The following is a 12,972-nucleotide window of genomic DNA, read 5'->3' on the forward strand; positions in this document are numbered from 1 at the left end:
ATGGTAACGTGACATGGCGATCACTCTCAGGCAGCTGGAAATATTCGAGAAAGTGGCCAGTTGCGCCCACGTCACCCAGGCGAGCCAGGAGCTGCTACTCACCCAGTCGGCGGCCAGCATGGCCATTGCCGAACTTGAACGACTGGCAGGCGCTCCGCTGTTCGAGCGACAGGGCAAACGGCTGCTGCTCAATGACCGCGGCCGGCGGATACTGCCGGAGGTCCGTCAGGTGCTCGTGAAGGTCCGCACAATCGAGCGCTTTCTGGACGAGTCCGTTGCGGAGCCGAAGGGAACCCTGAACCTGGGGGCCAGCACCACCATCGGCAACTACATGCTTCCCGCCATTGTGGGGGAGTTCTCGCGACTGTACCCCAGTGCCCGGGCGCTGCTCCAGGTCGGCAATGCCCAGCAGATAGAGACGGGGGTGGAGCGTGGAGAACTTGACCTGGGACTGATCGAGGGGATTCCCCATATCCCTTCACTCACCGCCACACCCTGGAGGCGGGACGAACTGGTCGTCATCGCAGGTACGGGACACGCATGGGCCGAGGAGAAACGGGCAACTCCGGGGATGCTGAAGAACGCCTCCTGGATCATGCGGGAGAAAGGCTCCGGCACCAGGGAAATATTCGAGGCCGCAATGGAGAAGAAGGGGGTGCGTTTCTCCATTGCCCTTGAACTGGGGCATACCGAGGCGATCAAGAAGGCGGCGGAAGCCGGACTAGGAGTGGGCTGCCTGTCGAGAATGGCTGTACAGCGGGAACTGGACAACGGCTGGCTGGTTGAAGTGGCCACCCCGCTCAACCTGAAGAGAACCCTGATAATCCTGACCAGGGAAAGCGAACGGATGACAACGCTTTTAAAAGCCTTCCTTGCCCTGCTGCAGCAGAGCCGGGACCTGGGATGAACCACCGACAAGATTTCCATCCGGTGGGCCGGCACGGTGCCATGACTGATGATTCATCAGTTTTGTACACACTCTTTACACATTTGTATTGACATGCGTTAATCGACCTATTATAGATTCCGCATCGACATGCGGACGTTCCCTACAGGTCGTTAGCAACAACCCCAAAAAAAGAATCGATGAAGTCGCCGAAAGGGTAAAGCACGGGTAACCGTGTGGCACAAAGCCACCACCCAGCACAAGCTGGGCAGAGGAGCTGCCGAAGTGACGGATGATGGTCCATCTGATCATGGGAGCCTGCCTTTGTGAGACAGGCTCTTTTCATTGCGGCTCATTTCAGCAAGGAGACACCATGCCAGAACAGATAACCATCATCTGCCCCTGCTGCGCATATTCCAGGATTGTTCCGCGACAGTCCATCCCCGAAGGCGCCAGACAGGCCACCTGTCCCCGCTGCAAGCAGGCTTTCCCCCTTAATGATCGAACCAGGATGGCACAGCCGGAGCCTGAAGCCACCACCGGCAGCAGACCTGAAGACGCTTCGCCATTGCCGGCAACCGGGCCGGGGAGCGCAGCGCCTGCACAAGCCCCCATTACCCCACAGCCTCCCCCACGCCCCAATCCCCGAACGCTGGAATTTTCCTTCCAGGGAAGCGCCGGCGACTATTTCGGCATCTGGATCGTCAACACACTACTCAAGATCGTTACCATCGGCATCTTTTCCCCATGGGCCAAGGTTCGCCGGCGTCGTTTCTTCTACGGCAGCACGACCCTGCACGGCCAGCCGTTCGAGTACCTGGCAGACCCGATGGTGCTCTTCAGGGGATGGCTGGTCGCTGCCGGCGCCTTCATCCTGTTCAGCATCGGAAAGCAGGTCAGCGCGCCCCTGAGCGCGGGGATCGCCCTGATCATCTTCATCGCCTTTCCCTGGCTGCTGGTCCGTTCGCGCATATTCAATGCCGTCAACGCCTCCCACCGCAACATCCGCTTCGGCTTCCGTCCCGACTATCGCCAGGCATATCTGGCCTTCGCCGGGTTGCCGATCCTCGCCGTTCTCAGCCTCGGCCTGTTGGGCCCCTACATGCTCTACCGCCAGAAAAAGTTCATGGTCGAGAACAGCAGCTATGGCTCCGTCCCGTTCGGTTTCAGCGCAACGGCAAAGGATTTCTACAAGCTTTCCTTCAAGGTGGCGCTGTCCGCCATGGCGGCAGCCGGCCTTGTGGCAGTGTGCGCGGCCCTGTGCGGCGCCCCGTTCTCCGCAGCTTCCGTCCATGGAGGTGCGAGGGCATTGGGCGGTCTGATGATCTTCCCGATCCTGGCGCTGCCGCTCCTCTATTTCATCATCATGGTCTACGTCCAAACCGCCATGGCCAATCTGTGCTGGAACGCCACCAGCCTGGGAAAGGACAGCTTTCGCAGTACTCTGCGCACACGGGACATGGCACTTTTGTTCGTGACCAACGCCCTGGCGATCATGTTCAGCCTTGGCCTGATGGTGCCCTGGGCCACGGTCCGCCTGGCGCGCTACCGCTTCCAGCGCCTGGAACTGCACGCAACGGACGGCCTGGATGCAGTCGTCGCGGCAGCCGGCAGCGGCCGGGCCGTGGGTGCGACAGGCGAAGAAATCGGAGATCTTTTCGACATGTCAGTGGATATCGCCCTGTAACCCCCTACTGCAGATGTGAAATTGAGCGCACACGGGAAGGCCCCGGCCGGCGAAAGCAGGGCAGATGCCGTGGGGAAAGAGACGTCCGATGAAATCAGCGCCGGTCGCATATTTTGATGGCAAGGTTTCGACCCGCCGGGAGGCTCTGCTCCTCCTCGACGGAGCGCAGGTAACCATCCGCGCCAACGGTGTGGAGCGCACTTATCCGGTAGCGGTCGTGAGCATCCCACCGGGTGTGGGCTCGGTCCGCCGCACGCTTCGCTTGCCCGATGGCGGTGTGTGCGAACTCCATGACCCTGAACTGCTGGCTGAACTGGAGCGTGCCTGCGGCGGGGCGCCCGGCCAGCGCCTGCTGCACCGCTGGGAGCAGAGCCTGCCGCTGGCAGCGGGGGCATTGTTCCTGACCGTGCTGACAGTATTCCTGTTCCTGCGCTACGGCCTGCCCACCCTTGCCCAGCGGGCGTCCCTGGCCCTGCCGATTTCCACGGAACGCACCCTGGGGCGCGAATCCCTGGCCACCCTGGACCGTGTCCTGATGCACCCTTCCACCCTCGGCAAGGAGCGCCGCCATGAACTGACCCAGCTGTTCCGGCGCGTTGCCGGAGCAGGGGCGGATGGCGCGGGCTATCGTCTTGAATTCCGTTCCTCCCCGAAGCTCGGGGCCAATGCCCTTGCACTCCCCTCGGGAATCGTGATCATCACCGACGACCTGGTCAGGTTGGCCAGAGAGGACAACGAACTTGCCGCCATCATGGCCCACGAACTGGGACACGTACGCGGTCGCCACGTCCTGCGCCACATCCTGCAGAGTTCCGCCTCCGGCCTGATCCTGGCCACCCTGACCGGCGACCTGGTGTCGATAACCTCACTGGCAGCCACCCTGCCAACGGCCCTGGTGAATGCCTCCTTTTCCCGGGATTTCGAACGAGAGGCGGATGACGCCGCCATCGCCTGGATGAAGTCGTCCGGCGTGCCGTTGCGCTGCTATGCCGACATACTGGGGCGCCTGCAGGCACAGCTCAATGTCCGCAGTGGCGGAACGAACGGCAGCGACTCTGCGGTGCGCAACTATCTCTCCACCCACCCGGACACCGGGGAGCGGATCCGGCGGATACTGAATGAAGCGGCGCACGAGTAATCTCCCGGAACGACCGCGGCAGGTTGACGCAACGGCAAGCGAGCCTTCCCCCCACTGACGCACTATTACCAGGCCGGAGAAAACGGCAGAAGAGCGTGTGGCATACGAAACCAGCAGGCAAGGAGATACCCATGCGGCAGACGATTTTCATCACCCTGTTTCTCGCGATAGCACTCACCACCCCGGCATTCGGGACAGTAACGGTCTTTTTCAGGGACGGTTCCAGGGAGATCGGCGACTCGGCCTGGCTTGAGGGCTCAATGGTCTACCTCAGCAGATCCGAGACGCTCTACGAGTTTCCCGTGGATGAGGTCCTGCTGGAAGAAACCCAGAAGGGCAGCCGGATCGGGAATTATGCCGAGCGCTCGCTGCCCGATTCGCGGGCAAGGAAAACAGCTGGAGCGCGGTCACACGACCTTGTGGAGCGTCTGATGAAGGGGGCCGGCTTCGACCGCCAGATCGACCTGTTCATCCAGCAGTTCGAAACCGGGGTCAGGTCATCCGCAGCCAACGGCGAACTGGCAGGCATCTTCGACCGGGCCCTGGCCGCATTCGACCCGGAACGAGCCAAACGGAAGATCCGGGCCTACTACCGCTCCCACCTGGACAGCGCAACCATGGAGAGAGTCCTGGCCTGGTCCCAGACCCCGCTGGGGGTGAAGATCGCGGCAGCCCAGGAGAGCAGCGGCGCCATGTCGCCGGAAATGGCGCAGCAGGTGCTGATGGATCTGGAACGCAATCCCCCCTCTGCACGGCGCTGGGCACTGATCGGGGAACTGGACAAAGCCGGAAGGGCCACGGAGACGGCGCAGCAGGTGATCGTGGATGCCATTGGCGGCGTTGCCGGCGCCATTCCCGGGGGAACCGCCGACAGGAAAGCGGCCAGGAGAGAGATCCTGCGCAAGATCCAGAGCAAGAAGCATGAACTCGCGCCACTGCTGCGGAAACAGATTCAGGCGGGGCTGGCCAACAGCTATCGGGACCTGAGCGACGGTGAACTGCGGGACTACACTACCTTCCTGAGGAGCGAACCTGCCCGGAAATTCTCCAGGGCAACCATGGGCGCCCTGGGTGAGATGACCAGGGACATGTCCGCCTCCATGATGCGACAGATGGTCAAGGTTGTCGGGCAGAAGAGGGGAAGAGAGGGGTACTGAGCAGAAAAACGTTCATAAGTGCTTGGCACGGCCGGTCGGTATTGTGTATGCTGCAACGGCCGCGATGATTGCGGAATCCGACGAAACATTCCTCACGAGGTCACACGTGCCTGCCCTGCTGGATATAAGCGATCTGCATACCTGCTTCGCCACTCCCCGTGGCACCGTAGCCGCGGTCAACGGGGTCAGTTTCTCCATCACCAGGGGAACGACCCTGGCGCTGGTGGGAGAGTCGGGATCGGGCAAATCCATGACCGCCCTCTCCATCATGCGACTCGTCCCCCCGCCCGGCTTCATCCGGTCCGGGGCCGTGCGACTGGAGGGGACCGATCTGCTGGCCCTCTCGACGGAGGAAATGCGCTCCATCCGGGGGAGCCGCATCTCCATGGTCTTCCAGGAGCCGATGACCTCCCTCAACCCGGTGCTGCGCATCGGCGAACAGATCATGGAACCGCTGCTGCTACACCGCCGGATGAAACGGCGCGAGGCCAGGGAGGAAGCCGCCGAACTGCTGCAGAGGGTCGGCATCCCGGCGTCTCGCGAGCGTTTGGCCGACTACCCCCACCAACTGAGCGGCGGCATGCGCCAACGGGTGATGATCGCCATGGCGCTGGCCTGCGGTCCCAGCCTGCTGATCGCCGACGAACCGACAACGGCGCTGGATGTGACCATCCAGGCCCAGATACTGGAGTTGATCGACTCCCTGAGGCAAACGGCCGACATGGGCATCCTGCTGATCACCCATGATCTGGGCATCGTTGCCGAACGTTCCGACCACACCTGCGTCATGTACGCCGGCAAGATCGTTGAATCGGCCCCCAGCGGGGAGCTGCTGGGAACCCCTCGCCACCCCTATACCCAAGCCTTGCTGGCCTCGCTCCCCCAGAACGCCGAACCGGGCAAACCGCTGCTAACCCTGGCAGGGCAACCGCCAAGCCTTTCCAGCGTTCTCCCCGGGTGCGGTTTCTGCGAGCGCTGTCCGCTGGCGCTCCCCGAATGCCGCCACCAGGTTCCGGAACTGCGCGAGGTCGCGCCGGGGCACCTGCTGCGCTGCTGGAGAAGTTCATGAGCGACCAGACTGTCATCCTGGGGGGAGATCGGCTGTTGAAACGGTTTCGGGTACGGGGCGGCCCCACCGCCGGGACCGGCCTGCTCACGGCGGTGGACGATGTCTCATTGAAACTGGTCCGCGGGGAAACCCTGGGAATCGCCGGAGAGTCGGGGTGCGGAAAATCGACCCTGGCCAGAATTCTGGCCGGACTGCTGGAACCTGACCAGGGACGGGTGCGTTTCAACGACACAACGCTTACGGAGATGTCCCGATCAGAGGCACGCGCCTTCCGACGCCAGACCCAGATGATCTTCCAGGACCCCTTCTCCTCCCTCAACCCGCGCATGCGAGCCGGCGACATCATCGCCGAACCGCTGGTCATCGCCGGACAGGGGACGGCGGCAGCGCGACGCTCCAGCGTGGAGGAGATCATGGCCACCGTGGGGCTGACGCCGGAGCAGTACCACCGCTTTCCCCACGAGTTTTCCGGTGGCCAGCGCCAGCGCATCGGCATCGCCCGCGCCCTGGCCAGTTCTCCCTCGGTCATCATCGCCGACGAACCGGTATCGTCCCTGGACATATCCATCCAGGCCCAGATCATCAACCTGCTGCAGAGCATGAGGACGACCTTCAACCTCTCACTGCTGATCATCTCCCATGACCTGTCCGTGCTACGCCACATCTGCGACCGGGTCTGCATCATGTACCTGGGAGCCATCGTGGAGAGCGCCCCGGCAGCGGAACTGTTCAGCCACTGCCTGCACCCCTACACCGAGGCCCTGATAGCCGCCATCCCCCGCATACGGCGCCGTGGAGAGCGCAGGGAGCTGATCCTTACGGACGACATCCCCTCCCCCCTTGCCCTGCCCTCCGGCTGCCGCTTCCACCCCCGCTGCCGCCATAGCCGGGAGATCTGCCGCAGCACCCCGCCGCCCCTGGAGCTGAAGCGGCCGGGCCGTCTCTGCGCCTGCCACTTCAGCGACGCGATCTTCGCTTAGACGGGAACGGCTGATCCCTAGTACTGCGTAACACCTAAAACCAACCCTCCTCAGCCCCCCCTTGTCAGGGGGGAAGCCTTTAACCCTCCCCTGACAAGGGGAGGGTTTGGTACGAAAAAACAAGCGTTACAGGGTACTAGCCCGGCAGCATGGTCAACAGTGGCCAGATCAGAACAGCCGCGGTCATTGCTGCACAGAGCAGCGCCACCCCCTGGTGCCACGACGTCTCGCGGCTGCGTCCGTTGTAGCCCACAAGCATGCCCAACAGGATCCCGCCGAGGATGCCGCCGCCATGCCCCCAGTTGTTAATCCCCGGCACGATCAGGCCAAAAACCAGCAGACTGACCACCCAGCCGCTCACCTCCCGGTACACCGAGGCGCCGTAGGCCCCGCCGCTGCTCTTTCCGAAGTACAGCAGGGAGCCGATCAGGCTGCATATGGCGGCGGACGCGCCGATGGTGAAGGCCACCCCCGCCTGCCAGGAAACCCAGAAGCCGAAGATGCCCCCCAGGGTATAGATGATGAACATGCGGCTGGGCCCGTACTCGTTAACGACCCAGGGACCGATCTGTCGCAGCGCCATCAGGTTGAAGAGCAGGTGCAGTATGCCGCCATGCAGGTAGTTGGCGCTCAACAGCGACCAGAAGCGGCCGAACTGGTCCAGAGGCACGCTGCCGGTAGCCCCCAGCAGCAACAGACTCACCCGATCGGGAGAGAGAAACCCGCCTCCCCTGCCGATATACAAGCTGACCAGCAGCGAAACGCAGTAATACACCAGGTTGAGCGTGATCAGCGCCCTGACCAGCCACTCCCCTTCCAATACCCCGGCCGTCCGGTTGATGAACTGCCACCAGGAAGCGTTGCGGGATGTCCCGCAGCGTGAACAGGTCTGTTCCTCGCTGCCGATCAGGGTCCGGCAGCGAGGGCAGAGTATGGGTTTTTGCGCCATGTCAAGCTCCCTCGTCGGGTGTGGGATATGGTTCGAAGCCGCCGGAGCAGTCGCGGCGGAAGCGTTCCGGAAAAGGTGAGCGCATCAGGGGCACGACCTCCCCATTGGCACGCGGCAAGAGTGGATCACAGGAAAAAGAGGAACGGCATGACGGGAATGGAGCGGCGGCAGAACGCTTCAAGCAGGGGTGAGGCAGCCGGTGGTCCTCCGGCTATCTGCCTATCCTCTCCAGATAGGTGCGGATGCCGGTCTCGAAGGTCTCACCGATCACGCTCTTGGGATGATTGGCCGCATACTCGCGGAAGTAGAGGACCAGCACGACCAGAAAGGCCAGGAGAACCGCTCCATAGGCGATGGTGCGCTGACTGCGGAAGCGGTCGACCGTGCCTCCCCCATCCAGACCATCAGCCTCATCGCGCAGGGCAAAGAGCTCGCGCATCTGGCGGATGCGCTGCAACTGGATGGCGGCAATGTGCTTGACGATGGCATCGCGGTCGCGTTCGTCGATAAAGACGAATTTCAGGGCCAGGCTGTAGCTCTCGCGGTCGCCGGCAACGCCACGGTTGGGGGTGGTGAACACCACCTTCCCCACCGCCTCGACGATCCGGCGCGGCACGGGCAGCATGATCTCAAGCGGCACATACTCGCCCACCTGGAAGCGCTGGTGGGCGACGATACGCATGCCGCCGCCGCTGATGTTGGCCGCCAGCGGGATGATGCCGTCCCACGACGGATCCTGATCATCGCCGTCATCCTGGGGAGAGAGCAGCCGTTCAGGGGGGAGTTCAGCGTCTTCAGCGACGAAGGTAACCTCCCAGGGCTGCTGCTTGCGGAGCAGCTCATCCTCCAGGCGCTGGCGGTGACGCTCGGCCCACTCCGTGCGCAGGACATCGGGGTTCTGCTGGGGGGAAATGTAGTACTTGATGGGGAGGAAGGCATCCACGCGGTAGAATTCGCGCAGTTCGTCGGTAACGATCTCGCCGACCAGGCGCAGCTGGATGACATTGCCGCGCCACTCGCTGACGATGATCGCCCGGCAGCTGTAGGCGCTGTCGTCTTTGCCGCCGCGCAGGTCAAGGATCTGTCCCACATGCAGGGCAACGGACTCCGGCAGCTGGTCGCGGGAAAGCTGCAGGATGACCAGGTCCTCGTCGACCTCGTATATCATCGCCCAATCCAGGAACGTTTCGGCGTTGGGCAGGGGAATGCCGACACCGACCTTCATCCCGGCTGTAAAGAAACTGGCGTAATCCCCCAGGTAGCTCATCTGCTGGTTCCCGTCAAGGCATCCGGAACAATGGAGAGGAGATTCGGAACAGGGAAGGTATCAGGCAATGGAACGGTTGAGCTCTTCAAGCAGCCCGTCGATGCCCACCCGGTGAACTTCGGCGCCATGCTCCAGTGTCTCCAGATCTGAGATCTGGCACTCATAACACTCAAGCCGGTGTTTCTTGAAGACCGGCAGGGTTTCGGGGTATTTCCTGATGATATCGGCGATAATCATATCCCTGGTAATCATGTTTCCCCCTGGCATGCATGCAACAGTACGGTAGCGCGGAGACGCCGATGGCGTCTCCGCGCGAGGCTGCTATTTCAGGTTCTGGATCGCCCGTTCGAGACGATCCATGCCCTCGGCGATACTCTCCAGGCCGATGGCATAGGAGAGCCGGGCATACCTGTCGTCGCCAAAGGCGACCCCCGGAACCAACGCCACCTTGGCCTCCTCCAGCAGATAATCGGCTAGATCGGTGGAGCTGGCAATGATCTTTCCGTTGAAGCTCTTGCCATAGAGGGCGGAAAAGTTGGGGAAGGCATAGAAGGCGCCGGTGGAATTGAAGCAGGTGACTCCCGGCATGGCATTCAACCGCTGCACGATATAGGTACGGCGTTTTTCAAATTCCTGAACCATGGCGGTCACCTTTTCCTGGGAACCGGCAATGGCCTCGACGGAAGCCTTCTGGGCTATGGAACAGGCGTTGGAAGTTGACTGGGACTGCATCTTGGTCATGGCGGCGATCAGTTCCTGCGGGCCGCAGGCGTAGCCGATGCGCCAGCCGGTCATGGCGTAGGTCTTGGACACGCCGTTAACCAGGACAACCCGCTGCTTCAGTTCCGGTGCCACCTGGACGATGTTGCTGAAAACCTGACCGTCGTAGATCAGCCGCTCGTAGATGTCGTCGGAGATGATGATGAAGTCATGGGCGAGGCAGACCTGGGCGATGGCCCGCAGCTCTTCCCCGGTGTAGCTGGTGCCGGTGGGGTTGCAGGGGGAGTTGAGAATCATGGCCTTGGTGCGGGGGGTGATGGCCGCTTCCAACTGCCGGGGGGTGATCTTGAAATCCGACTTCTCATCGGTCTGGATAAAAATCGGTGTCCCGCCGGCCAGCACCACCTGATCGGGATAGGAGACCCAGTAGGGGGCCGGGATGATGACCTCGTCCCCTTCCTGGATCAGGGCCTGGGAGATATTGTACAGGCTGTGCTTGGCGCCGCAGGAGACGCAGATCTCGGCACGGCTGTATTCGATACCGTGGTCCCGCTTCATCTTGAGGATGATGGCGTCCTTCAGGTCGTCGGCGCCTCCCACCGGCATGTACCTGGTGAAACCGGAGTCGATGGCGTTCCTGGCCGCATCCCTGATGGCGTCGGGGGTGTCGAAGTCAGGCTCTCCGGCGCCGAAACTGATCACATCGACTCCTTGAGCCTTGAGGGCCTTTGCTTTTGCATCTATGGCAAGCGTGGGTGATGGTTGGATTCTGTGCACGCGATCCGCTAATTTCATGAAAGTTCCTTTGCTGACTCACTAACCGCGATTCATCCTCCCCGCGCGGTTATGCTTTTTTTCGGCCATCAGTCCAGGCCGTATTTCAATCTGAGGGCGCTCTTCACCTCAGGGGGAACGAAGCCGTCGATATTTCCCCGTAAACCGCAGACTTCCTTGACAATGGAAGAGGAGAGGTAGCCGTACTGCAACGATGTCATCATGAACAGTGTTTCTATGTCATGACCCAGGCTGCTGTTCATCTGGGCGATCTGGAATTCGTATTCAAAATCCGAGATTGCGCGCAGTCCGCGAATGATCACATCCGCGTTCTGGCGAGTCACGTAATCTATCAGAAGACCGGTAAAAGTGTCAACCCTGACACGGTCCTGGTCAACGACCCGCCTGATCAGAGCCATGCGCTCCTCGATGCTGAACAGCGACTTTTTCTGCGAATTGCAGGCAACCGCGACGATAATCTCGTCAAAGACCTTCAGCCCACGGTTGATGATGTCCAGGTGGCCATAGGTGATCGGATCGAACGAACCGGGATACACGGCAATTTTCTTCATTCTTCCCCCAAAACGTACAATGCCAACGCAGTATCGCCGTATACCCGCCGATCACTCCTGACAAGACATCCCTCGCGCTCCGGCAGAATGGCACGGGCCGCGCTCTCGGCGATGAACAGACCCTCCGGTTCCAGCAATTCCAGGGATGACAGGCTGCGCATCACCGGCGTGTAGAGTTCCGAGGCATAGGGCGGATCAAAGAAAATGATTGAAAAGCGGCTGCCGCGTCCGGCCAACAGGGGCAGCGCCCTGAGCAGGTCCATCTCCAGCAGGGTCGCGCGCTCGGCGCAGCGCGTGGCGAGCAGGTTCTGCCTGAGGCATTTCAGCGCCTCGCGATCCTTCTCGACAAAACAGCAGGTCGACGCCCCGCGACTGAGCGCCTCGATGCCCAGTCCGCCGGTGCCGGCGCACATATCCAGCACCCTGGCACCATCCAGTTCATAGCGGCTCTGTATGATGCTGAAGAGCGCCTCCCGGACACGATCCGCTGTCGGGCGCGTTCGCATGCCCCGCGGCGCGGCAAGCCTGGTTCCCCGCGCACTCCCGGCAATCACGCGCATAAACAAAACTCCACAGCATTGGTTTGAACAAAGCAAACTAATCCAAAAGCAGGGGAGCGTCAAGGCCGAAGGGGACCGGCAGCGCAAATTTATCCCTGCGCGCGGATTGATCATTGAAAAGAGCCGTATCATGCGTACAATGCTAGCCATCTGCTCTGATTCTGTAGTACGCGCCTATCCACGGGAGGCCCCGCGTGAAGACACAAACGATTTCCCGGACGGGAATGCTTCTGCCGGGACTACTCATTATCCCGCTCCTCGTGATCTGCGTTTTTCCGGACGAACCGGTTCACGCGGCCCAGTGGCACAGGCTGACCCGGACCGCGCGCTATCAGGTCGCCCTTGAGATGGAGTCATTGCAACAGAGCGATGATCCCTCCCTTACGGTACTGCTGCAGTTCACGCCCCAGGGGGAAGCGGAGCGCCTGGCAGCGGCGGAAAGGTACGGACACAAACAGTACGCCCTGCACCTGGAGCAGCATGGGATCGACTGCAATGAAAGGACGTACCGGTTGGAATATGTGGACATCCTGGGGTGGAGGGGGAACAGGCTGGCCCGCATACCGGGAGGCAGCCACAAGGAGTCGATCGCCCCTGACTCGGTGCTGGACAGGGTTGCCGACCTGGTCTGCCCCGAGGAAGAGGCCGACCAAGGCGAGGAGGGCGACGACCTGGCAGTGGGGATGGCTGCGACCAGCTCCCCCAACGACCCGCTCCTGTCCCGGGAGATGCTCCAGCGCATCAACGACGCCCAGGGACGCACGAATTCCCAGCCCGAGGATGTCGATGCATGGGTCGAGCTGGGCAATGCCTGGTATGACGCCGACATGCCCGAGCAGGCCATCCAGGCCTATGACCGTGCCCTGGCGCTCAAGGCGGACGATACGGATGTGCTCAACGACCAGGGCGCCATGTTCCGCCAGAAAGGCGATACCGCCCGTGCGCTGGCGAACTTCGAAAAAGCCCTGGCAATCGATCCCGGCAACCTGGAAAGCCTGTACAACCTGGGCTATGTCTACGCCTTCGACCTGAATCGCATCGACCGCGCCCGGGAGATCTGGCAGCGCTACCTGAGCCTGGACAGCACCAGCGAAACAGCCGACCAGATACGCTCATTCATCACACAGCAGGGGCAGGGCGTGGAAAAGCCCTGAAGCAAGAAACCCTACCCTTTTTTCCCCTGCTGTGCTATGTGTACCCTCGAATGGCAGCA

Annotated in this window: 13 protein-coding genes and 1 riboswitch; of the genes, 7 read left to right on the plus strand and 6 right to left on the minus strand. The window is 61.8% G+C overall.

What is annotated here, in order from left to right:
- The first annotated feature begins 13 nt into the window (after window positions 1–13).
- The 6 genes from PPRO_RS10825 to PPRO_RS10850 all read left to right on the plus strand — a co-directional run bounded on the left by PPRO_RS10825 (window position 14) and on the right by PPRO_RS10850 (window position 6,917).
- Window positions 14–907, plus strand: a complete 894-nt coding sequence (locus PPRO_RS10825) for a LysR substrate-binding domain-containing protein (protein ID WP_011736049.1) — start codon at window positions 14–16, stop codon at window positions 905–907.
- A gap of 185 nt (window positions 908–1,092) precedes the next feature.
- Window positions 1,093–1,171: riboswitch (cyclic di-GMP riboswitch) on the plus strand.
- Between the two features lie 88 nt (window positions 1,172–1,259).
- A complete protein-coding gene (locus tag PPRO_RS10830; RefSeq protein WP_011736050.1) occupies window positions 1,260–2,573 on the plus strand; it encodes a YjgN family protein in 1,314 nt (437 codons plus the stop codon).
- Window positions 2,574–2,661: 88 nt separating this feature from the next.
- Window positions 2,662–3,711 (plus strand): M48 family metallopeptidase, encoded by a 1,050-nt coding sequence (locus PPRO_RS10835; protein ID WP_011736051.1) that lies wholly within the window; start codon window positions 2,662–2,664, stop codon window positions 3,709–3,711.
- Window positions 3,712–3,842: 131 nt separating this feature from the next.
- The gene (locus PPRO_RS10840; protein ID WP_011736052.1) at window positions 3,843–4,868 is read left to right on the plus strand and encodes a DUF2059 domain-containing protein; all 1,026 of its coding nucleotides are present in this window, start codon (window positions 3,843–3,845) and stop codon (window positions 4,866–4,868) included.
- 106 nt (window positions 4,869–4,974) lie between these two features.
- Entirely contained in the window at window positions 4,975–5,937 is a 963-nt protein-coding gene (locus PPRO_RS10845) for an ABC transporter ATP-binding protein (RefSeq protein WP_011736053.1), read from the plus strand.
- Complete coding sequence (locus PPRO_RS10850) at window positions 5,934–6,917, plus strand: ABC transporter ATP-binding protein (RefSeq protein ID WP_011736054.1); 984 nt, start codon at window positions 5,934–5,936, stop codon at window positions 6,915–6,917. The genes PPRO_RS10845 and PPRO_RS10850 overlap by 4 nt, the downstream gene beginning before the upstream one ends.
- A gap of 136 nt (window positions 6,918–7,053) precedes the next feature.
- On the opposite strand, the gene PPRO_RS10855 is transcribed toward PPRO_RS10850, so the two are convergent.
- The 6 genes from PPRO_RS10855 to rsmD all read right to left on the minus strand — a co-directional run bounded on the left by PPRO_RS10855 (window position 7,054) and on the right by rsmD (window position 11,759).
- Window positions 7,054–7,866, minus strand: a complete 813-nt coding sequence (locus tag PPRO_RS10855; RefSeq protein WP_011736055.1) for a rhomboid family intramembrane serine protease — start codon at window positions 7,864–7,866, stop codon at window positions 7,054–7,056.
- A 211-nt stretch (window positions 7,867–8,077) separates the two neighbouring features.
- The gene (locus tag PPRO_RS10860; RefSeq protein WP_011736056.1) at window positions 8,078–9,133 is read right to left on the minus strand and encodes a PilZ-like domain-containing protein; all 1,056 of its coding nucleotides are present in this window, start codon (window positions 9,131–9,133) and stop codon (window positions 8,078–8,080) included.
- Window positions 9,134–9,193: 60 nt separating this feature from the next.
- Window positions 9,194–9,385 carry a DUF1858 domain-containing protein gene (locus tag PPRO_RS10865; protein WP_011736057.1) on the minus strand — a complete coding sequence of 64 codons (192 nt, stop codon included), beginning with the start codon at window positions 9,383–9,385 and terminating at the stop codon, window positions 9,194–9,196.
- Between the two features lie 69 nt (window positions 9,386–9,454).
- Entirely contained in the window at window positions 9,455–10,648 is a 1,194-nt protein-coding gene (locus tag PPRO_RS10870) for a pyridoxal phosphate-dependent aminotransferase (protein ID WP_011736058.1), read from the minus strand.
- A gap of 68 nt (window positions 10,649–10,716) precedes the next feature.
- Entirely contained in the window at window positions 10,717–11,199 is a 483-nt protein-coding gene (gene coaD / locus PPRO_RS10875; protein ID WP_011736059.1) for a pantetheine-phosphate adenylyltransferase, read from the minus strand.
- A complete protein-coding gene (gene rsmD / locus PPRO_RS10880) occupies window positions 11,196–11,759 on the minus strand; it encodes a 16S rRNA (guanine(966)-N(2))-methyltransferase RsmD (RefSeq protein ID WP_011736060.1) in 564 nt (187 codons plus the stop codon). The genes coaD and rsmD overlap by 4 nt, the downstream gene beginning before the upstream one ends.
- Before the next feature lie 194 nt (window positions 11,760–11,953).
- On the opposite strand from rsmD, the gene PPRO_RS19540 reads away from it, so the two are divergent.
- Window positions 11,954–12,913 carry a tetratricopeptide repeat protein gene (locus PPRO_RS19540; protein WP_011736061.1) on the plus strand — a complete coding sequence of 320 codons (960 nt, stop codon included), beginning with the start codon at window positions 11,954–11,956 and terminating at the stop codon, window positions 12,911–12,913.
- Window positions 12,914–12,972 lie beyond the last annotated feature (59 nt).

It is taken from the genome of Pelobacter propionicus DSM 2379 (genome assembly GCF_000015045.1).
In the GTDB taxonomy this organism is placed as follows: domain Bacteria; phylum Desulfobacterota; class Desulfuromonadia; order Geobacterales; family Pseudopelobacteraceae; genus Pseudopelobacter; species Pseudopelobacter propionicus.